Below are 22,056 nucleotides of genomic sequence, written 5' to 3'. Positions count from 1 at the left end.
GAAGGTGTAGATATAAGAAAAGCATACAATGTTGCAAGAAAACTAAAAATTAAAAATTTTGAGACAAAAACTTGGAATCCTTTGAAGATACAAAAACTGCAAATGAAAGAAATTATACAACTAACATATTTAACGGTAATGTGTTAAATTCACAAATTCACCAAAATACAAGTAATTCCACTCAGACGATGAATATTGAGCAAATAGACATTGAAAAAGCAGAAAAGTTGCTTCAGCTCATTAAGGAAGAGTAAGTTTGTGAATTAGCTGTATTTTATATGACAGCCGAGTTGTTAAAATATTGCTGAATCTACAAATGATTATAAGTTGAGAAAAATAGAAGAATTATTTAAATACAACAAAGAAGAATTAATAATGTGGATATTGTGGAAGATTTAGAAAATGAAAGGGATTAGTGTTGATGAGTTTAATAAGCTTATAGTAAAGGTTCTGTTATAGAATAGTGTTGATATGAAGACATTTTGAATGGGAGTCTCAAGAAGAGATTCCCATTGTATATTTTTGAAATTTTATTTTATTTCTGACAAACTCTTACCTACAATAATTTGAAACAATTCTTCTGATTTTTCTTTGTCTAATTGAATATATTTACTTTCAAAGTCAATAGAAATTTCTATCTTATCTTTATTTGGACTTTTCCATAGGTTGTAAGTTAACCCCTTTGCTTCAGAAATTTCATTGGAGTCCTTAAAATAAAATATATAATCAGCAGGACGAACCATATCTACATCTATATTCTTCCACTTGATTTTATCAAGGATGTCTTTAACATTTTGTACTTTTTCTTTATCGTTTATTTCATTAAATGGTTCATATTCATTGGCTTCACTGACTCTTTTTTCTACTATTATTTTATTTCCTTCATTAATAAGTTTATTTGAACATCCTACTATTAAAACTAAACAAAATACAGTTAATGCAATAAAAACTTTATTTATTTTCAAACTTATCACCTCTTATATATATTAGACGATTATTATTTAATATAGTTCCAACTTATATATTTATGTAAAAATTGATAATTTAGTGTCAAAATGTTACAATATTTTTAGAAAGCAAAAAATGGAAAAATGAATAATAATGAAGATTTGTTTAGTTATGTTGATGTTGCTAAGATGATTCAAACAATTATTGACAATAGTAAATTGCCTTATAATATTGAAGTAATCTAATGCTAAAGTTAACATTAAAAAATAGCAAGTTAAAGTACTAATAGTGTTAATTTTATAATTATATTTTGGGGAGGATGATTCAAATTAGCAGATTTATAAACTTTTCAAAAAATCTTTTGACTAAAAATAAAAAAGAATTATTTATAAGTATATGTTTTATTTTTATCTTAATTTGTATTCAAATGTTTTTACCACTTTTTATGAGGTGGATTATTACAGAAGTTGAAACCAGACAATCCTATTTATTTTTGATATATTGTATACTGATTTATGCGTTGTTTTTACTCATTTATAATTTTGTTGATATGGGGCGTTATATGTCCTTAGATATTTTAGGTGGTAAAATATTGCAAAATTTAAGAGAAGATGTATGTAATGCTATAACAAAATCAAGTTATGAAAAACTAATGCTTATTGGTAAAGAAAAGCTAAAAAATATTCTGTATATGGATACTCTTAATATGTATAGCGGTATTGCCTGTCACAGTATTAATATAGTTGCAAATATTTTATTAATTGTAGTTTTTCTAATTGTATCGTCGTGCTTAAATCTAAAATTAACAATAGTATTACTTGCTGCATCTATAATAGGCTTTTTTATATCAATGTTTTCACGTAAGCCTATATCAAATGCATCAATGAAAGTAAACAAAAAAATGAAAGAAGACAATAAAACTCTTAATGAATATATAGATGCTATAGAATTAGCAAAAACTAATGAATTAAATGATTATTTTATTAAAAAAAATAACAATAGTTTATGGAATTTTATTAATACTTCACTAAAAGCAGATAAAATTCAAATATTCCTTAAAAACCTTATTTCAGAATTTCATCAGGTTGTTTCTGTTACAATAGCGGCTATATTATCTATGACAATGGGAAATTCAACATTTGGAGATATAATTTATTATATGTTCGTATCAAATATGGTTTTAGATACAAGTCAGAATTTAGAATCATCAATATATGCTTTAATTAAAATGATTCCATCTTTTGAAAATGTCGACAATATACTTAATATGGAAAAATGTTTTGGTGAGGAAAAAATAGGACCTATAGAAAATATAGAATTTAGTAATGTTAGTTTTTATTATGAAGGTAATAATAAAAATAATATAAACCAAAAAAATTATTTTTTTGAAAAAGGAGACGTAGTTAGAGTTACAGGTGTTAATGGCGGTGGTAAATCAACATTTGTAAAGTTAATTACGGGTTTATTATCACCTAAAAGTGGAGAAATTCTTCTGAATGGAGTATTGTTAAATAATATAAAATTAAGTTGCTTAAATAATCAAATACTCTATGTTGACCAAGATGAAATTATATTAAATGATAACGTTAAAAATTATATTGAAGCTATCTCAGGACAAGAAATAACAGATTTACAATTAGACGAGATGGAGAAATTAGTTGGATTTGACAGTAAAATAATGGAGATAAAAGAAAACGGTCATTCACTTTCAGGTGGACAGCGTAAGAAGTTGTTACTGATTAAATTGTTATTAAAATATCAGTTATCATCAGTAATAATTTTAGATGAAATTGAAGCTGGTTTAGATGAAAAAACTAAATCAACTGTTTTAAAAATTGAAAGCGATATTATTAAAAATAAAAAAGACTGTATAATTTTCAAAATTACGCATGAGACAAAAAATGACAATATATATTCTAAATTTATAGGAATGTAAATACTAATTTTTAAATATTGAATTATGATACAATATTTAAAACGAACAGTTAACAATTTATCCAAAATGTGGTATAATAGCATTATAAATATTTTGGAGGGACGATATGAAAAAAGGTTTTAAGAAATTTATAGTATGTATTTTTATTTTAGCATTTTCAATTGTTAATGTGACAGCATGCAGTGATAATAGCAAAGTAAATGAAGCATCAGAAGTGCCTGTAATATCTATTGAGAGAGTACCAGGTGTGGCGGATTATACTAAACTTTTTAAAGATACTACATCATTACCTCATAATGATAAATATGGACAGTGGGCATTGGACGTGAGAAGCAGTAATCTTAGTTCGGATAATCTTATGGATAGAGTAGATGATTTGTTGTATGCTTCATTTGATTCCAAAACCGTATGGCCTGATAAGCTACCTGAAGGGTTTGATCCTGATAAAATTATGGAACTGTATAAGGACCCAGGATTAAACGTTAGAGAATTGCATAAAAAAGGTATAACAGGAAAGGGTGTAGGTATAGCTATAATAGACCAATGCTTATTGGTAGACCATATAGAATATAAGGACAGATTGAAATATTATGAAGAATATAAAGATATGAAATACGGAGAACATACTTCAAGTATGCACGGTCCTGCGGTAGCATCTATAGCTGTAGGAAAAAGTGTTGGAGTTGCTCCCGAAGCGGACTTATATTATATTAGCGGTCATTTTGGAGATTATGACGAAAATAATAATTATATATATGATTATACATATACTGCAAATGATATAAAAAAGATAATAGAAATCAATAAAACTTTACCTAAAAACAGGAAAATCAGAGTTATATCAATTTCATTAGGCTTTAGTAATACTGAAAAAGGTTATGATGAATTTCAGGAAGCTGTTAAGTTAGCTGAGGAAAATGGTATAGCAACACTAACTACTCGAATGAATTACAATAATGTTAAAATGGTTGGTATGGGTAGAAAACCAATGACAAATGGTAATGATTTTAATGATTGTTGTCCGGGTATATTTTGGATGAGTAATGCAAAAACAGTTTTAAATTGTAAAAATTTATATATACCAATGGATTTTAGATGCACAGCAGCACCGTCAGGACAAGAGGATTACGCAGTATATATAAACGGGGGATTTAGTTGGTCTGTTCCTTATGTTGCCGGTGCTTATGCTTTAGCGTGTCAAGTAAAGCCTGATATAACTTTTGAGGAATTTTTCCCTAAGGCATATGAAACAGGTAAAATTATTGAAAGTAATTATAAATATTATGATGAAGAAATAAAATTAACAATGGACAAGGTTATAAGTCCAGTTGATTTAATTAATAAACTGCAAGAAGAAAAATAGGATATAATTTATGTGGCTGAATTAGTTAAGTATATAAAAACCTTGATGTTAAGCATTATATACACGACACTATGAGGCGAAAACAAAAAAAGCATAGCGAGTTCTTGAAGGAACCAATAAATTTTGTAGTTAAAGAATGACTTGATTAAATTGATAAATAGTATTAAAGTTGAATGACATAATAATATTTGGTATAATTATATAAATAATGGGTAAATACATTTTAATAATATTTGCATGTAGATAGTATGCCTACTGAAAAGTTAATTTTAACTGCCATGTTAGCAGTTGCAAAATTTGAGAGATATATGAAGAATCCAAGAAGAAAAAGCAATAGCTAAATTATAGGAAGATTTTGGAGAAGGAAGACCTAAAAAGTATACTAAAGTACAAGTGAAAGATGGACATTATTATGATTATCCTTTAGTAAATATTGATTCGGATAATAAAAAAATATTAATACTGATTATTTTTTAAACACCAAAATAAATAATATTTTTATGAAAGCGAGACAAATTATGAAGGATAAAATTAAAATTGTAGTAATTTATATAGCTATATTTATGCTACTATGCTCTAATTTAAATGTATTTGCATTAGACTATAATTATAATAGCTATTATTTTTCATCTCAGGATTATAGTAGCTACAAAATTGCAAAAAATGAGGACGAGCTAATCCAGTATATCATAAGTCAGGATAGAGAAAGAAAAAATGACTTTAAAGTTTTGTATTTGATTGAGCCAACTGATTTAAATGTTGAAAAAACAAGAGAGTTAATTGATGACATGAAGGATGTTTTTTTGGCAGAGGATGATAGTAAATTAGCGCTATTTACCTTAACTACGTCTGATGTTACATTTTATAAGGCTAATTATGAAGATAAAGATGTAATAGAAATTATATTTAGTCCCTATGAAGAATATTATTTTTCTTACATTAACGAAATGAACTATCCTGTAGTAAATAGTATTGAAGAATATAAAAACTTTTTAATAAATAAAGCATTGTCATTTAAAGAAGATTTAAATGTAATAATAAATATTCCTTTAACAACAAAAAACTTTTTTGAGGTTAATAAAGTAATTAGTAGTTTTTCAGCAGGAAGGGAATTAAATGACGTATACATTAATCACATTATTACAGGAAAAAGCTGGTCTGTTAACGCAACTATGGCTAGTGGAGAATATGTAATTTATGTAAGGTCGTCTTTTAATTACTCTGAAATGTATTTGAATCAAGCGGAGGATAATGTAAAGATAAATGAAATTTTATCACAAATTATAACTGATGATATGTATGCACATGAAAAGGTAAAGGCAATACATGACTATATAGTAAAAAATTACAGATATGATACATCATACAAAAATTATTACATAAAAGAAATGTTAGACGAAGGTACTGGGGTTTGCCAAGCATATTCCTTATTGACCTATAGGATGTTAAGTTTAGCTAATGTGCCTGTTAAATATGTTGTAGGTAAGGCTGATACTGGTAACAAAATTGCAAGTCATTCATGGAATATGGTAAATTTAGGAGGGTACTGGTTTAATCTTGATGTTACTTGGGATGATCCTATACCAGATGTAAGAGGTAGAATAAGATATGATTATTATATGCTTACAGATAAAGTTTTTAGAAGAAACCACACTCCATGTAGTTTATATACATATCCAAAGGCTTATAAAAATTATTATGAATATCTAAATGAGTTTGCTGAAAATGAGTCAAATCTAATTAGAAATAAGACAACTGATGGTATAAATATCAAGCTAAGAGATAGCTATATAGATTTTACAAGTACGGGACAAGCTCCTGTTGTGGTAGATGGAAGAACCTTAGTGCCGATAAGAGCAGTTTTTGAATAACTAGGTTACTATGTAGATTATGATAAAGAAACATCTACTGCTACAATTACTGATGGTGAAACAATAGTATCTGTAGTGTCTAATAATGATATTGCTTTAATTAATGGTGTTGAGAAAAAAATGGATGTGTGTGCTACTGTATTAAATGGTAGAATTTTAGTTCCTGTAAGATTTATAAGTGAAGCGTTTAATAACGTAGTTATTTGGGATGGTGAAAATAGTACAGTAATTATACATTAAAAATTTTATGCCATTCTTTGGATGTGCTTTAAAGGGAAAGAATAATTTTTTTTCTTTAGCTATGTTTGTGCATTAAGAATTGTAACTTCAGCTTCACTCATATAAGCCAAATGCGTGGGTTGAGTTTTTAAAGCAAGACTAATTGGCTTAAAACGCTCGTTTTGCTTTGTACAATTCTTAGCAATGCTCCACAATGCTTTGAAAGCAAGATTATTCTTTTTTCTTCTAAGTCAGCTTGCGGAAGTCGATTTTATTTTGTTAGAGTTAGTCTTTGTAGGTGCTGTTATAGCTAGTACTTTCAGTCTTGTTACAGCTAGTCTCTGGGAAACTTATATGTCACTCTTTGGTGTCCTTTAAAAAATGTAGGAATTCATTCATTAAGACATGCTTTTGCAACTCATTTACTAGGATATGGCACAGATATACGATATATATAAGAATTATTAGGACATTCTAGTACAAAAACAACTCAAATATACACTCATGTAACAAATAAAGACCTAAAGAAAATAGTAAGCCCGATAGATAGAATAGCAAAGAAATAAGTATAAAAAATAAGTATAAAAATATATAAATTACGAAACTTTCATACGTAATAAACATAATATGAACCACTTTAGCGAACCATTGGGTCGTGAAAGGAGTAGTTATAGGACATAGTTATAATGTGGCTATTTAATATGGAGTTTGAAAAAGATATAAAACAAAGATAAATAAAAGAGGAATAGAACATATGAGTAAAGAATTTCAAAGTTGTGGAGCAAGTGTAATCGTATATAAAGATAATAAAATACTTTTACAACAAAGAAGAGATAATGGTTGCTGGGGATATCCTGGCGGACATACGGAATTAGGTGAAAAGGTAGAAGATACTGCCAAAAGAGAATTGTTTGAGGAAACTGGATTGAAAGTATTATCAATGAAGTTATTTGACGTGTTTTCAGGTCCAGAATTACGTCGTGTTTATCCTGATGGTAATATTGTACATATAATTGATGTTGTTTACATAAGCACTGAATTTGAAGGGAAACTTAAATTACAAGAGTCTGAAGTATTAGATTTAAAATGGTTTGATATTAATGATATCCCTGATAATATAAGTCCTCCTGTAAAACCTGGTTTGAATAAATTTATTAAGCAAATTCAAGGGGGATTGTAACTACGATCCTATAACAACATGTTCAAGCTTCGGGTCTTAGTAGGAACGTTGATAGGGCAAGTCAGACCACATCCCTTCACCGGGTGCGAGCACCGCCAAGACGGTCTAGCTATTGTTGTCCGGTTCAGTGACGTCGTGAACACAAGACCGTTATAAGACATGGCGATATCAGAGTTGTGCTATAGGGTTTTGTTTTATAAAAGCATAAAATGAGAACTAAGTATACAGCATCTATATCACTGGAAGAATGATAAGTAAGTACATTTAGGAGGGATCATATCATGAACATATTTAATAAGCATGAATTTGTGTCCTATTTATGGAAAGGGCAATTACATGAAGCTACGAATTATCTCAGTCAAATTCCTGATAAGAAAGATTTATATGAGAAGTACATAAGTATTTTTGAAAAGAGCGAATATTATAAAAGAACAGATAATGAAATTCTAGGTAAGTTAGACCGAATTTATCAAAACTATTATAGAAATGTATTTTGGTTGAATACTCTAAAAGAAGATGCTGAAAAAATGCTCTTTCAAGAATTATGGATGTACTGCGGCTCTAAATCAGATTTGCCTAAGGATTCATATATTGAATGTGAAATAGAAAAGATAGTGAAAAGAGAAGGTTATGAATATCTAGGTGGAGATACACAAGGTTTTTGGGGGCCATATATTTGGAAAAGCTCTACAAAAGTAACGTATGAAGTAGAACTGCCAAGTGGGATAGAATTATACACAATCATTATGATGGATGGGTTCATATCGAGAAGTTGGCTAGATTTTATTTCCTTTGGGATGACTGGAACTGGAGGTTGGACTGGCAAAGATGGGATTTTATGTTGCGTAAGTAATTTATATGATGTAGAAAGCAATGAATTCAATATTTCATTTTTAAAGCATGAGGCACAACATGCTTTTGATAAGAAAATATACTCAGATATAGAAAGCGTAGATTTGGAATATCGGGCCAAGCTAGTGGAATTGATATATTGGCCTAACAATGAAAAAATAAGGGATATACTTAGAGAAGCAGATAATAGTAATCCCGATAATACCCATTCAATGGCAGCATATAGAATTGTCAATGAATTGTCACAGAAAATATTCGAGTGTGAATATGTGAAATATGAAAAGGCATGGGAAGATAAAGTAGATAAAGTTGTTAGACTTGCTTCGGATTTATTTGAGACAAGTAATAAATTATTAAATAATAGGATGCATTTAATGTAGAAGTATTATTTTAATTTATTGTATTTTATAGAAGTATATACTTCACAACCGTTATATTGCACGAATGATATAGAGAAAAATAATCGTCACATCTTATAACAACATGTTCACGCTTCGGGTCTTAGCGGGAACGTTCAAGGGGCAAGTCAGACCACATCACTTCACCGGGTGCGAGCACCGCCAAGACGGAAAGTCAGGTGGGTCCGTTTCAGCGACGTCGTGAACACATAGACGTTATATGAAACAGTTTCCATCATATCAGAGCAGAGTCTTCGCTTTTAATGTGGTTATGTTTATTTATTATAATATGGATTGATAAATTCTTACATTAATTTAACAGTATATCTAGAAAAGAGGAAAAAATGAATATGAAAAAACCTATAGTTCTTTCAATATCAGCAGTTTCAGGTGGTGGTAAAACTACAATAATAGAAAAATTGAAAGAAATACTACCTAATTCTATTTCATTACATTTTGATGAATATGACTTTGATTGTCCAAAGGAAATAATTGATTGGGTTCAAAGAGGGGCAGATTATAGTGAATATATATTAACTCCATTAATTGATGATATAAAAGAAATAATATCTTCTGAAAAAACACTTGAATGGATATTATTAGATTATCCGTTTTCTTATGTCAAAGATGATATTGGTAATTACATAGATGTTTCAATATTTTTAGATACGCCATTAGATGTGGCAATGTCTAGAAGATTACTTAGAGATCATGAAAACTCTTTGAACAAAGATATATTGGATGATATAAGATGTTATTTGAATTATGGTAGAGTATGTTATCTAGAAATGTTAAAAACAGTTAAACCAACTTGTGATTTGGTTATTGAAGGTAATCAAGTACAAGATAAAATAATACAAGAAATATTAGATTATTTAGATAAACAGATGTTAGGGTAAGTCTTTGGAGCTGATGGAAACTTAAACATATAACAACATGTTTACGCTTTGGGTCTTGAGGGAACGTCAGCGAGTATGAGAGTCAAGGAAGAAAGTCAAGCAGTGGTCTAGTCAGACCACATCACTTCACCGGGTGCGAGCACCGCCAAGATGGTCTAGCTATGATGTCCGGTTCAGCGACGTCGTGAACACAAGACCGTTAGGCGAAATTAATAAAGGAGTTGAAATAATGGAAAAAAGAATATTTGATAATTTACCCTTTAATCATGAAATTTCGATTGATGACTGGAATAAGTTAATTAATACAAAACTTAAAAAATATTTTTCAAATGAGATGGTTTTTGAAAAGAACAAAGAAATATTGAGAACCGAGATAATTAATTACATAAAATTTTGCACAAAACCTGAATATTTAAAACTGTTTGATTGGACATTTAATCTTTATAAAGACTGTTTGAATATAGATAAACAAAAAATAATCAAAGTATTGGCTGATTCATTTAATGAAATATCCAATACAGATATGAAATGGATGATAAATTTTTTGACACAACCTGATTACAAAAAATTTTCAGATAGGGATAAAATAAGTTACTATTTTAAAGTTATTGATAGATATTAGAAGGTTGTTTTAAACCTCGATTAATATTACTTGATAAATTTGTTAACTTTAAGTTTCGTCAATCTATTACCGATAACTCAAAATTAGACTTTGGTCAATTAATAAGTAGTTTTGCTGGAATAGTAAAAAGTGATACAAAATTATTTCTTGAGGATCCAATATTCTCAGTATCGACAAATCAATGGAGAAATATATCAGCACACAAATCCTTCATTATTAATAAAGATAGCATAGAAGTTATGTATGGAAAAAATAATATTCATACACTTAGATTTTCATATGATGACTTTTACACAATATTACATTGGATTGTAGATATATATGGAGTGCTCCGACTTGCACAAGTATTGTTTACTTTAAATTACATAGAAGATATAGTTACGGAGTTAGGTGGAACTGATAACATAAACATTAGATTTGAATCCTCATTGTTAAGTATTATTCAGAACATGCAAATTGTAGGTTTTCAGTATATATCATGTGAAGAGGCAGATGACACTTTTGGATTAAATGTGAAAGGTAAATATAATAGTGATGTAGAATCATCATTAGCACATGCATCGCAGTGTTTAGATAAACTGTCATGTGCTCTTTATGATGATGATTATGTTAGAGATAAGTTTAATAAAGTTAAAGTATGTATCGTTGATGACAATCATAATGTATTAGCGTCTGCAACTATTCCTATTTCAATTGCATTAAAAAAAGTATACGATAAAATTACTCTTGATGAGTATATAAATAAAATGGAATTTTACATAAAAAAAGATGTATAACGATGTTTTTAGTTATGTTTAACTACGCCTAACAACATGTTCACGCAAGGGTGCCTAGAGGAACGTTGATAGGGAAAGTCAGCACCACATTCCCCAGCTAACCGAGTCGGTAGTCCTCAAAGCTAAGATAAGAGCTATCTAAGCTTTGAAAACTACCTGTAACGCTGGGAAACGTCGTGAACACCAGACCGTTATCTGAAAGAACAATATAATTTCAGAGAATTAATATTAATAGCAATTTGATAGTACAACAGCTACATAAACAGTAATAAATGTTATGTAGAAAATTTAATATGAGGAGATGCATATGAAAAAAATTATTACGGTGCAACACACACAATCAATACATCATACAAACGGTATGGTTGGTTCATGGACAGATTGGGAATTATCAGAATTAGGAGTAAAACAAGCACATAAAATAGGTGAAAATTTAAAAGAAGAATTAAAAAATCAGAAAATTAAAATGTATTCATCAGACTTAACTAGGGCAAAGCAAACAGCTGAAATAGTTGGACAACACATAGAAGTAACTCCTATATTAAAAAAGGAATTAAGAGAGAGAAACCTAGGGAAATGTTGTGGCAAATCTGTAAAATGGTTAAAAGAAAATGTAGAAGTACAAGAAAAGACTGTTGATGATAGGTTATTTTCAGACGCAGAAAGTCGTAGAGATGAATGGAACAGATTAGAACCTTTCTTTACAGAAATTATGCAAAGTGAAGATGAAGTAATAATCATTGTATCGCATGGAGATTTATTAAGTGTATTTAACACGATGTTTTTGGGATTGGAAATTGAAGTGCTAAATAAAGCTGAAGTATTTGGTTTAGCAGGTGGAGTTTCGTATTTAATATTAAATGATTCAGGAAAAAGGTTAATAAGAAAGATGAGCGATATGTCTTATATAAAATAAAATTATGATGAATAAGATAGAGAATTAAGGTACGTGAATAAATAGTAAAGATTTATATTGACCTACAGATAACAATATGTTACAGCTACGGGTGCTTAGAGGGAACGTCAGCTGGTACAGTTAGTCAAAGCAGACAAGCCAGCACCACATTCCTCAGCTAACCGAGTCGGTGTCCTGCAACCCAAGATAGGAGTTATCTAGGGTCGCAGAACACCTGTAACGCTGAGAAACGTCAGTAACAAAGGGACGTTATATGAAATTGAAAACTCATATCAGAGTATTTCTAAGTAGATATATTAAATTTTATAGAATAAAAATGTAGTATGTATAATGAAAGGTGATGTTTAGATTGAAAAGAATGAAATATATATTATATATTTTATTGATAAGTGTATTAGTAACTGGTTGTAGTATAATTGATAAAGAAATTAAAATAGAAAGTATAGCTAACCATAAAGAAATTAAAGAAGAACTAAAGTATGGAAGTATAAAGATGGAATTTGAATTACTAGATGGTGAAGATATAAGAAGTTTTGTAGTTAAAAAGAATAAAACGTATAAATTTGATATTGAATATATTATTACAGAAGGTACATTAACATTAGAATTTAGAGATTCGAAAAACAATAAGCTAGAAGAAATAGTAATAACGGAAGAAGAATACAAAAGCGAACTTGAAAAACTAAAGAAGGAAAATCCAAAGTCAGGGAATATTCAAATACATACTTTTGGTACTACTTTAAACTTAACAAGTAGTGATAACCAGATAAAAGTTGTTTTAACAGGGGATAACGCTAAAGGAAAAATTAATATTGAGTGGTAACAAATATATAAAAAGATTCAATTAAAGTTGCTGAAAGTTTTTAAGTGTGAGTTTTTAACTACATATAACAACATGTTCACGCAAGGGTCTTAGAAGTAGCGTCAAGTAGGCAAGTCAGACCACATCACTTCACCGGGTGTGACCACCGCCAAGACGGTCTAGCTATTGTGTCCGGTTCAGTTACATCGTGAACACAAGACCGTTAGGGGAAATATTCCCCATGTTTAAAGCAAAGTTTTATGCACTATACCAGGAGGTAATGTAATGTATGATAAAGATAAATTTTTAAACATAATATCCATGTATAAAGATTTTAAATTATGCGGTCCTAGTGATGACCCTGATATACAGACAAGCGTTGTCTATTCACTTAAAGATTTAGTAAAAAAATGTAAGTTTAATTCTAAGCATATTAACGATATTGCGTTAAGAGATAAATTACAAGCATTGGATGACAGAATTGAAACTATCTATGAAGCATTTGATCTTTATAGTGATTTAGGTAACATTATAGGAGAGTTAGAAGATTATTTTAATAGTCCATCAAATGTACATGAAGGGGAGAATCTTAACCCTCTTGAACGTCTGGACGTTATCGAGTCTATTGCATGTAGATTACAGGAAGAGATGACCACTAGTGATATAAATGTATTATTAAAAGGTTATGATGTAGATTTTAATCCTTGTGAGGGAGTAAGTAGTAAAAGAATATATGTCAAGGAAATATTAAGTGATATTAGTAATGAAAGTATTTTGTTGAGAATTGCTGAAGATATTGGCTTAAAAGAAAAAATTAGTTTTGTTAGCGATAAAGAATTAAGCAATCAAAACAATGAATACATAAATCAGCAAATAGAAAAATGTAATGATAAGGTAAGAGATGGAGATTATGATGGTGCAATTACTAATGCTCGTACATTAATTGAAACTGTATGTATTCATATTCTTGATGAATGTAATGAAAACTACAAAGAGGATGGAAACTTAATAAAATTATATAAAAGTGTATCAAAGGTTCTAAATATGTCACCAAGTTGTTATGAGGATGACGCTATTAAACAAATTTGCTCAGGTTTTTTTAGTATAGTAGGTGGTCTTTCAGGAATGAGGAATAATATGAGTGATGCACATGGTAAAGGTAAAAACCATAGATATAAAGCTGCTAAAAGACATGCTATTCTAGCAGTAAATTCTGCTAAAACAATATCAGAGTTCATATTAGCTAGTTGGAGAGAAAATAAAGGTTGGAAGCGTTGCTAATGGGGCATGGGGAAAATAACACCTAACAATATGTTCCCACAAGGGTGCTAGGGGAAAGTCAGCTGGAGAGCAAGTTAAAAAAGGACGAGCCAGCATGAAGCAAGTCAGCACCACATTCCCCAACCTAAGCGCGTCGCGACAGTCGTCGCATTAGCCCTTAACAGGGCATGAGCGACTCCTTCTAAAGGTTGAGAAACGTCGGGAACAAAGGGACGTTATGTGAAAGAATGGTATCATTTCAGAGAATAGATTTATGGTAAATATATTTAGGGGGTAATGGTATGAAATTAAAATTTGAAGTTCCAAGTTTTGATTATATGATTAATTCTATTTTTAGTTTTTTAAATGAAGGAACTGGAGATTTTTTTAAAAATTCAATATTTAGGTTATATCCTCAAATAGATGTTCGAATGTATGATAATTTAAAAGATGAATTGGAAAAGAGAAATTATATATCAACTCTTTTCAAAGAAGTATATAACAATAACACTAATCTATTTGAAGAGAAAAAGAATTTGTATAATAGTCATTGGCAAACTAATAAAGAAATTATAACTGAAGCATTAGAAGAAAATTTTAGAATTAAATTAAAAGATAAATTAAATGATATGATTGGTTATTTAAATATGAATCCAATCTGTCCAAGATTTTTAGATACACATAATTTTGAGGTGTGTTATTTGAATAGCGAAAGAGGAGCTTTAGGTGTTGCACTACATGAAATAGTACACTTTATTTGGTTTGAGATATGGAACGAATATTTTAATGATGAAAAAGTGGATTATGAATCACCACATTTGAAATGGATATTTAGTGAAATAATACCTGAATTGATAATGCGTGATAAAAGATTAAGTGTTATAAATCCATACTTTGAACATGGTTGCATTTATGACTATTTTTATAAGATAAAGATAGGTGATAAATATTTGATAGACATATTATATAAAATGTACACTGAGATGGAAATACATGAATTTATGGAAAAAGGATATTTAGTATGTAAAGAAAACGAGAAATTAATTAGAAGTTTCATGTATTGATATATTTAATAATTTACGAGAAAAACATAATTTCGAATGATAGTCATTGAAGAGTGATACCATTCAAACACATAACAACGTGTTCCCGCAAGGGTGCTAGGGGAAAGTCAGCTGGATAGTAAGTCAAAAGAAGAAAGCTCCAGCAAGAAGAAAGTCAGCACCACATTCCTCAACCTAAGCGCGTCGCGCCAGTCGTAGCATTAGCCCTTAACAGGGCATGAGCAACTCCTTCTAAAGGTGGAGAAACGTCGTGAACACAGAAACGTTATGTGAAAGATTACACTATTTTAAGAGGTGATAATTTGAATTCGAATAAAATTAAATTTTTCAAAAGGGTAGCTATTCTTGAATTTTTTATAATTTTTATTTTGAGTAGTTTATCATTTTGCTTGTTTTTTTATTATTACAGGACTAAAGAGTTTATTCTTGATTATATAAGTAGGTTTATGATAGTTATTGGAAGGATAAATAAATTTATTGTAGTATGTTTAAATAGCATTAGAGAAGAGTACTCTAATATCAACGAAATTTTCAATAATAGAGAATTAGCAATTATTTTTTGGATATTTATTTTGTTAGTTATTATATTTTCTTCAAAAAATATACGAAAATCTTTTGGTAGTGTAGTTAAGGCATTATTTGCTAAGAAATTAATATTTATGCTATTACAAATGGTTGCATATTCTTGTTTTATTGTATACCTATTATATTTATTGGGTTTTTGGAATGTAAGTTTACTTAAATCTACAGTTATTTGGTTTTTTACTGTAGCAATAATAGCGTCTTTTAGAGCTATGGATAAAGCAAAAGATTTATCTTTTTTCATTAATGTAGTAAAAGATAATATAAAGATAGTAGTAGTACTGCAATTTGTAACAAACTTATATGCATTATCCTTTTGGGTAGAGGTTATATTTCTACTTTTTGTTTTTTTAATTAGTAGTATGATTGCATTGATAGATGTTAAACCTGAATTTAATGAGCCTAGTTATCAGAATACTAAGAAATTTCTAGAAATTATTATTGTAATAATAGGTGTTATATACATATATAATTCAATAAATCTTATAATTGTAAATTGGAAAGAGATTGATATTACTTCTTTGGTTAAAGAATTGATGTTACCACCGTTGCTTTCCATAGCGTTAATAGTATTTAATTATTTATATGTTATTTATGCTAGATATGAAGTAATGTTTATCCGTTTAAGTTTTAAAAAGACAATAGATGATAGTATGAGAAGTTATTTGAAATTTAGAATAATATTATTGTGTAATTTGAATATTCCTAGAATAGATAAATTTATTCAGAGGAGTCAAATTATGAATACTTATATAAAAAACAAATCTGATGTAAAGAGGATTGTAAAAAACTTCAAGAATTATAAGGAAGTTTCCATGGAATCCATCACATAACAACGTGTTCACGCAAGGGTGCTAAGGGGAACGTTGATAGGGCAAGTCAGCACCACATTTCATCATCGTACTTTGGGGACAACCTTATACGGTCCGATTATGAAACGTCGTTAACACCAGGACGTTAGGCGAAATTATTATTTGAAAGGTGATATAATATGAACATAGATACTGATTTAGGTATAGATTTAAAAGAAGCAATAGAAAAAAATTATTATAATGAAAGTTATTCTAGTGCAATATTAGATTCTATGCACGTACTTACTGAAATAATAAGAAATAAAACAGGATTAGAGGGTGATGGAGTAACTTTAGTTGGACAAGCATTTGGTGGTGATAATCCTCGCATTAAAATAAACAAACTACAAACAGATTCTGAAAAAAATGAACAAAAGGGAATTCAAGATATAATTAGAGGTTTATATATTGCAATAAGAAATCCAAGAAGTCATGATAAATATAATGATTCAAAGAAAGTAGCAGATACAATAATATTTTTTATTGATTATTTATTAAAGTTGATTGATAAGTCAAAATTAAGTTTCGAAGAAAAAGATTTTCTAAAGAAAGTATATGATAAACATTTTGTTAAAAGTAAAGAATATTGTGATTTATTAGTTAAAGAAATACCAAAAAGACAACGTATAAATATTGCTATTTCTATAGTTTTAGATAGAGATAAAGGAGATATTTATAATTTGTCATGGTTTATGCATTCTTTGCAAGAAAATTTAGAGGAAGATGAAATTGATAGATTATATAAAGTGATTAGTCAAGAATTAATATATGCTTCATCTCATATAGAAATAAGTACTATTTTAAAAATATTTGATCCAAAGTATTGGTATAAAGTAGATAAGGTAGCTAGATTAAGAATTGAAAATTTATTATATGAAGATATCAAGAATGGTAAATATAACAAAGAAGACAATTGTTGTATCGAAGGAGCTTTAGCTACTTGGATTGATAATGAGCATTTTAATCATTTTAGTGATACTGAGAAATGGTCAAGGTTGTTAGTTGAAAAACTTGAAAGCGATGAAGCTATGGAAAAAGAGTACGTTAAAGAATATTTTTGGGATTCATTAGTACATATTAATAGAAATGAATTGTATTATTCTCTTAAGGAGTATATAAGAAAGGGTCTAAAATCAAAAGATGAATTTGTAATAACAAATGTTGAAATAGAAATATGTTATGATTATAGTCATCCATGGTGGCAAATATTCGAAGAAGAGTTAAAGAATTATACAAATATAGAATACATAGATATAACATTTTAATAACTTCGCCTAACAAAATGTTCACGTAAAGGTGCCTAGAGGAACGTTGATAGAAAAAGTCAGCACCACATTTCATCATCGACCAGAGGACAATGCCGCTGGGGGTCCGATGATGAAACATCGTGAACACAGGACCGTTATAGGAAATATCCATTTTTAGGGTTTAACTTTCGGGTTCTTAATAAGATATTTTTGAGATAAACATTTATGAAGGGGAATTAAATGATTATTAAAGGTATTTTAATTGATTCTGGTAGAGTATTAAATAGGCCAAGAACTGGTCATTGGTTTATTACACCAAACTTTTTTACCAAGGTAGATAAAAAAATATTTAATCAATTATCAAAAAAAACGAAAGAAGCATTTTTAAAAGCTGGTGAATATATATCTAAACAATTTTTAATTGAAACAGAAGAAGACGAATATAAACATTTCTTAAAATTTTATAGAATTTTCTTTGAAAATGTACCTGAACTTAATGTTAATGATGAAGATATAGAATATATTGCGAAAGATTTAGTATATAACTATGATAAATATCAGTTTTTTAAAGATGTTTACGATACTTTACCAATTTTAAAGAATAAATATAAATTAGCAGTAGTATCTGATGCGTGGCCTTCATTAGAGAATGTTTTTATTAAAGCAGGATTTAGGGATTACTTTTCATCATTTGTTGTATCATCTTTGTTAGGAGTAGCTAAACCAAATCATTTAATGTATGAAACTGCATTAAATGATTTAAATATATTGCCAGAAGAAGCAATTTTTATTGATGATAGTGTTAGAAATTGTGATGGAGCAAAAAAATTAGGAGTAAAAACTTACCTTATATGTAGAGAATTAAGGGAATACATATATTATAAACTTACATGTAGAAATCATATTGTGGTAAGAAATTTACATAGTATTTTGAAAAAGTATAATTAATTTAAGTGAATATTATACTGTTAATGGATACTTCCTATAACAACATGTTCACGCAAGGGTGCGTAGTGTGAACGGTCAGAGTAGGAAAGTCAGCACCACATTCCCCAACTAACCGAGTCGGCAGTCCTCAAAGCTAAGATAAGAGCTATCTAAGCTTTGAGAACTACCTGTAACGCTGGGGGACGTCGTGAACACCGGGGCGTTAGAGGAAAGTATGATATCATTTCAGAGTAATAGTAAACAGCTAATACACCAATATCTGGAGTTTAATTAATATAAAAATAGAATTTTATATGTAGAGATTATTTATATTTAATAAAGTGAGGTGACTTATGGATTATTTAACTAAAACCAATGAATATTATTCAAAATGGATTGGAAAAGACAATATTCTTAACAATAATTTTAAAGGTGTTAAGTTTATATACTCTTCGGAACGAAATAAAATTCAACATGGATATGGTAAACAATTAGATTTATACATATTTAGTCAATCTGATAAAATAATTGTTTCCTATGGTAATAAGTTGATTGATGAAATTAAAGAGGTACAAAAATATTTTGAGTCTATTATGCCTATTGATAGAGTATTAATAATTATTAAGCAATTATTTGGTGATTGTTTTAATCATGATATAAAATATGTTTTTAATCAAATACCTAATCAAAAATTAAATTCAAGACCTCTTATTGATGAAGAATATTTACAGTATTTAGAATTTTTCATAAAAAATAATCCTAACTGTGAGAATACAGATTGGATTAAAGAGTATTTTATTAAAATGGTTAATGAACATTTATGCTATGGTTTGTTTGTCAATAATACGTTGATAAGTTGTTCAGATGCGCCAGATATGCCTTATATGCAAGAATGTGTTCAAGAAATTGGGATAAATACTTTAGAAGAATATATAGGGAATGGATATGCAACAGATGTGTGTATTACTTGTGCCAAAGAGATAATTAAGAATGAAAAATGTCCGCTATGGTCTACAAGTGCAGATAATATAGCCTCTCAAAAGTTAGCAGAAAAAGTAGGATTTATAAAATTTGCAGATGCAATAACCGTAACAGTTTAATTATCACAATAAGTAAATATTATCAAACCTAATAGTTATTTTATAAATAAATTAAAGTGATAGTCTCTGAAGAGTGATACAATACCATCCTCTAACAACGTGTTCACGCAAGGGTGCATAGGGGAATGGTCAGAGGTGGAAAGTCAGCACCACATTCCATCCTTGTAATAATATAATTTGATGAAACGTCGTGAACACAAGAACCGTTATCTGAAAGAACAATATAATTTCAGAGAATTAATATTAATAGCAATTTGATAGTACAACAGCTACATAAACAGTAATAAATGTTATGTAGAAAATTTAATATGAGGAGATGCATATGAAAAAAATTATTACGGTGCAACACACACAATCAATACATCATACAAACGGTATGGTTGGTTCATGGACAGATTGGGAATTATCAGAATTAGGAGTAAAACAAGCACATAAAATAGGTGAAAATTTAAAAGAAGAATTAAAAAATCAGAAAATTAAAATGTATTCATCAGACTTAACTAGGGCAAAGCAAACAGCTGAAATAGTTGGACAACACATAGAAGTAACTCCTATATTAAAAAAGGAATTAAGAGAGAGAAACCTAGGGAAATGTTGTGGCAAATCTGTAAAATGGTTAAAAGAAAATGTAGAAGTACAAGAAAAGACTGTTGATGATAGGTTATTTTCAGACGCAGAAAGTCGTAGAGATGAATGGAACAGATTAGAACCTTTCTTTACAGAAATTATGCAAAGTGAAGATGAAGTAATAATCATTGTATCGCATGGAGATTTATTAAGTGTATTTAACACGATGTTTTTGGGATTGGAAATTGAAGTGCTAAATAAAGCTGAAGTATTTGGTTTAGCAGGTGGAGTTTCGTATTTAATATTAAATGATTCAGGAAAAAGGTTAATAAGAAAGATGAGCGATATGTCTTATATAAAATAAAATTATGATGAATAAGATAGAGAATTAAGGTACGTGAATAAATAGTAAAGATTTATATTGACCTACAGATAACAATATGTTACAGCTACGGGTGCTTAGAGGGAACGTCAGCTGGTACAGCTAGTCAAAGCAGACAAGCCAGCAGAGGGCAAGTCAGCACCACATTCCTCAGCTAACCGAGTCGGTGTCCTGCAACCCAAGATAGGAGTTATCTAGGGTCGCAGAACACCTGTAACGCTGAGAAACGTCAGTAACAAAGGGACGTTAGAAGAAATTATTTATATGGTAGAATAATACAAAAGTTTTATAAAGATATTGTTATTAGGAAGGAGAAACAAATATAGATGAAAGATTTTATTTTAACTAATTTGGTAGGAATAGTGTTATGTTTAATAGGGTTATTAGGTGGAGGAATAATTAGTTTTATTTTCTATAAAAAATCTATAAGCATAGCTAAACCTGTTTTTCAATATAGTAATCAAAATATAATTGATATTAGTAATAATGATAAAGAAGAAAATTTAAAAGTTTACTATAGTGAATACAATATTAAAAGATTAAATAAAACACATATATATTTTTGGAATAGTGGAAATAAAACAATTAAAGGAGAGGATATAGTTAAAACTGAAGGACTAAAAATAGTTTTTGAAGATAAAAATGGCAGAATATTATTAGCAAAAGTATTAAAATATTCTCGAAAAGTTTGTGATTTTAATGTTATGGTATCTAGTGATGATAGGAGAGAAATAAGTTTTAATTTCGATTTTCTTGATCCTAATGATGGAGTAGTAATAGAAGTTTTACATACGTTTGAAAAGAGTAAATTTAATTTCACAGGAATTATTAAGAGTATTCCAGATGGAATACAAAACTATGGTTATATTTTACCCACATATAGGAAAAAAGATCCTAAGTTTTTGATTAATAATTTTAGTATTGTAACTTTTATAGATTTTGTAGTAGGCGTGTTATCTATATATGGGGCTATAAACATAAAATCATTACCCAAATGGTTATTTGATTCAAGCCAAACTTTTAATAGAATATTTCTACTTATATTTGGTATATTTTTTATTTCATTTTCTGTAATTCATATAATTGCAAACAAAAGTAATAATAAAATGCCGAGAAAAATTCAACTTTTAGATAAATAAATTAATTAAGTAATTTTAATAGAATAACATCTTCTAACAACATGTTCACGCAAGGGTCTTAGAGGGAACATTCAGGAGGGTAAGTCAGACCACATCCCTTCACCGGGTGTGACCACCGCCAAGACGGTCTAGCTCTGATGTCCGGTTCAGAGACG

Annotated in this window: 21 protein-coding genes and 1 pseudogene; 21 read left to right on the top strand and 1 reads right to left on the bottom strand. The window is 29.1% G+C overall.

All coding sequences use genetic code 11. The features are described from left to right. Positions 1-71: 71 nt before the first annotated feature. The gene (locus tag JYG23_RS07915; RefSeq protein ID WP_207235079.1) at positions 72-254 is read left to right on the top strand and encodes a hypothetical protein; all 183 of its coding nucleotides are present in this window, start codon (positions 72-74) and stop codon (positions 252-254) included. A gap of 276 nt (positions 255-530) precedes the next feature. Here JYG23_RS07915 and JYG23_RS07910 read toward each other — a convergent pair whose 3' ends face one another. Next, a complete protein-coding gene (locus JYG23_RS07910; RefSeq protein ID WP_207237894.1) occupies positions 531-965 on the bottom strand; it encodes a hypothetical protein in 435 nt (144 codons plus the stop codon). Between the two features lie 302 nt (positions 966-1,267). Between JYG23_RS07910 and JYG23_RS07905 the strand changes: the two genes are divergently transcribed. From JYG23_RS07905 to JYG23_RS07820, 20 genes and pseudogenes are all read left to right on the top strand, one after another. Then, entirely contained in the window at positions 1,268-2,884 is a 1,617-nt protein-coding gene (locus tag JYG23_RS07905; protein WP_207237893.1) for an ABC transporter ATP-binding protein, read from the top strand. 106 nt (positions 2,885-2,990) lie between these two features. Continuing rightward, on the top strand, positions 2,991-4,247 hold the full coding sequence (locus tag JYG23_RS07900) for a S8 family serine peptidase (protein WP_207237892.1): 1,257 nt from the start codon (positions 2,991-2,993) through the stop codon (positions 4,245-4,247). A 518-nt stretch (positions 4,248-4,765) separates the two neighbouring features. Continuing rightward, on the top strand, positions 4,766-6,118 hold the full coding sequence (locus tag JYG23_RS07895) for a transglutaminase domain-containing protein (RefSeq protein ID WP_207237891.1): 1,353 nt from the start codon (positions 4,766-4,768) through the stop codon (positions 6,116-6,118). 45 nt (positions 6,119-6,163) lie between these two features. Further along, positions 6,164-6,358, top strand: a complete 195-nt coding sequence (locus JYG23_RS07890; protein WP_207237981.1) for a copper amine oxidase N-terminal domain-containing protein — start codon at positions 6,164-6,166, stop codon at positions 6,356-6,358. A 356-nt stretch (positions 6,359-6,714) separates the two neighbouring features. Further along, a pseudogene (locus JYG23_RS14855) lies at positions 6,715-6,903 on the top strand (tyrosine-type recombinase/integrase); the annotation flags it as partial. 188 nt (positions 6,904-7,091) lie between these two features. Beyond that, positions 7,092-7,517 (top strand): NUDIX hydrolase, encoded by a 426-nt coding sequence (locus JYG23_RS07885; protein WP_207237890.1) that lies wholly within the window; start codon positions 7,092-7,094, stop codon positions 7,515-7,517. Positions 7,518-7,798: 281 nt separating this feature from the next. Then, on the top strand, positions 7,799-8,749 hold the full coding sequence (locus JYG23_RS07880) for a hypothetical protein (RefSeq protein ID WP_207237889.1): 951 nt from the start codon (positions 7,799-7,801) through the stop codon (positions 8,747-8,749). A gap of 362 nt (positions 8,750-9,111) precedes the next feature. Then, on the top strand, positions 9,112-9,666 hold the full coding sequence (locus JYG23_RS07875; RefSeq protein ID WP_207237888.1) for a hypothetical protein: 555 nt from the start codon (positions 9,112-9,114) through the stop codon (positions 9,664-9,666). Positions 9,667-9,895: 229 nt separating this feature from the next. Further along, positions 9,896-10,288 carry a hypothetical protein gene (locus tag JYG23_RS14850; RefSeq protein WP_242631659.1) on the top strand — a complete coding sequence of 131 codons (393 nt, stop codon included), beginning with the start codon at positions 9,896-9,898 and terminating at the stop codon, positions 10,286-10,288. A 239-nt stretch (positions 10,289-10,527) separates the two neighbouring features. Further along, a complete protein-coding gene (locus tag JYG23_RS14845; protein WP_242631658.1) occupies positions 10,528-11,064 on the top strand; it encodes a hypothetical protein in 537 nt (178 codons plus the stop codon). Positions 11,065-11,371: 307 nt separating this feature from the next. After that, positions 11,372-11,980 (top strand): histidine phosphatase family protein, encoded by a 609-nt coding sequence (locus tag JYG23_RS07865; protein ID WP_207235119.1) that lies wholly within the window; start codon positions 11,372-11,374, stop codon positions 11,978-11,980. A 349-nt stretch (positions 11,981-12,329) separates the two neighbouring features. Beyond that, a complete protein-coding gene (locus tag JYG23_RS07860) occupies positions 12,330-12,803 on the top strand; it encodes a hypothetical protein (RefSeq protein WP_207237887.1) in 474 nt (157 codons plus the stop codon). A gap of 264 nt (positions 12,804-13,067) precedes the next feature. Next, entirely contained in the window at positions 13,068-14,063 is a 996-nt protein-coding gene (locus tag JYG23_RS07855; RefSeq protein ID WP_207237886.1) for an abortive infection family protein, read from the top strand. A 281-nt stretch (positions 14,064-14,344) separates the two neighbouring features. After that, positions 14,345-15,106, top strand: coding sequence for a hypothetical protein (locus JYG23_RS07850; protein ID WP_207237885.1), 762 nt, complete (start codon positions 14,345-14,347; stop codon positions 15,104-15,106). Between the two features lie 368 nt (positions 15,107-15,474). Next, positions 15,475-16,521 carry a hypothetical protein gene (locus tag JYG23_RS07845; protein ID WP_207237884.1) on the top strand — a complete coding sequence of 349 codons (1,047 nt, stop codon included), beginning with the start codon at positions 15,475-15,477 and terminating at the stop codon, positions 16,519-16,521. A gap of 158 nt (positions 16,522-16,679) precedes the next feature. Then, on the top strand, positions 16,680-17,804 hold the full coding sequence (locus tag JYG23_RS07840; protein WP_207237883.1) for a TIGR02391 family protein: 1,125 nt from the start codon (positions 16,680-16,682) through the stop codon (positions 17,802-17,804). 222 nt (positions 17,805-18,026) lie between these two features. Then, the gene (locus JYG23_RS07835; RefSeq protein ID WP_207236444.1) at positions 18,027-18,734 is read left to right on the top strand and encodes an HAD-IA family hydrolase; all 708 of its coding nucleotides are present in this window, start codon (positions 18,027-18,029) and stop codon (positions 18,732-18,734) included. A 332-nt stretch (positions 18,735-19,066) separates the two neighbouring features. Beyond that, positions 19,067-19,813: a GNAT family N-acetyltransferase gene (locus tag JYG23_RS07830; RefSeq protein WP_207237882.1), complete on the top strand. Its 747-nt coding sequence runs from the start codon at positions 19,067-19,069 to the stop codon at positions 19,811-19,813. A 322-nt stretch (positions 19,814-20,135) separates the two neighbouring features. Next, on the top strand, positions 20,136-20,744 hold the full coding sequence (locus JYG23_RS07825; protein WP_207235119.1) for a histidine phosphatase family protein: 609 nt from the start codon (positions 20,136-20,138) through the stop codon (positions 20,742-20,744). Positions 20,745-21,088: 344 nt separating this feature from the next. After that, positions 21,089-21,901: a hypothetical protein gene (locus JYG23_RS07820; RefSeq protein ID WP_207237881.1), complete on the top strand. Its 813-nt coding sequence runs from the start codon at positions 21,089-21,091 to the stop codon at positions 21,899-21,901. The last annotated feature ends 155 nt before the right edge of the window (positions 21,902-22,056 follow it).

Origin of the sequence: Sedimentibacter sp. zth1 (assembly GCF_017352195.1) — a bacterium.
GTDB lineage: Bacteria > Bacillota > Clostridia > Tissierellales > Sedimentibacteraceae > UBA1535.
Note: the sequence above shows the minus strand (reverse complement) of the source record. Positions and strands in the feature narration are given on the sequence as shown.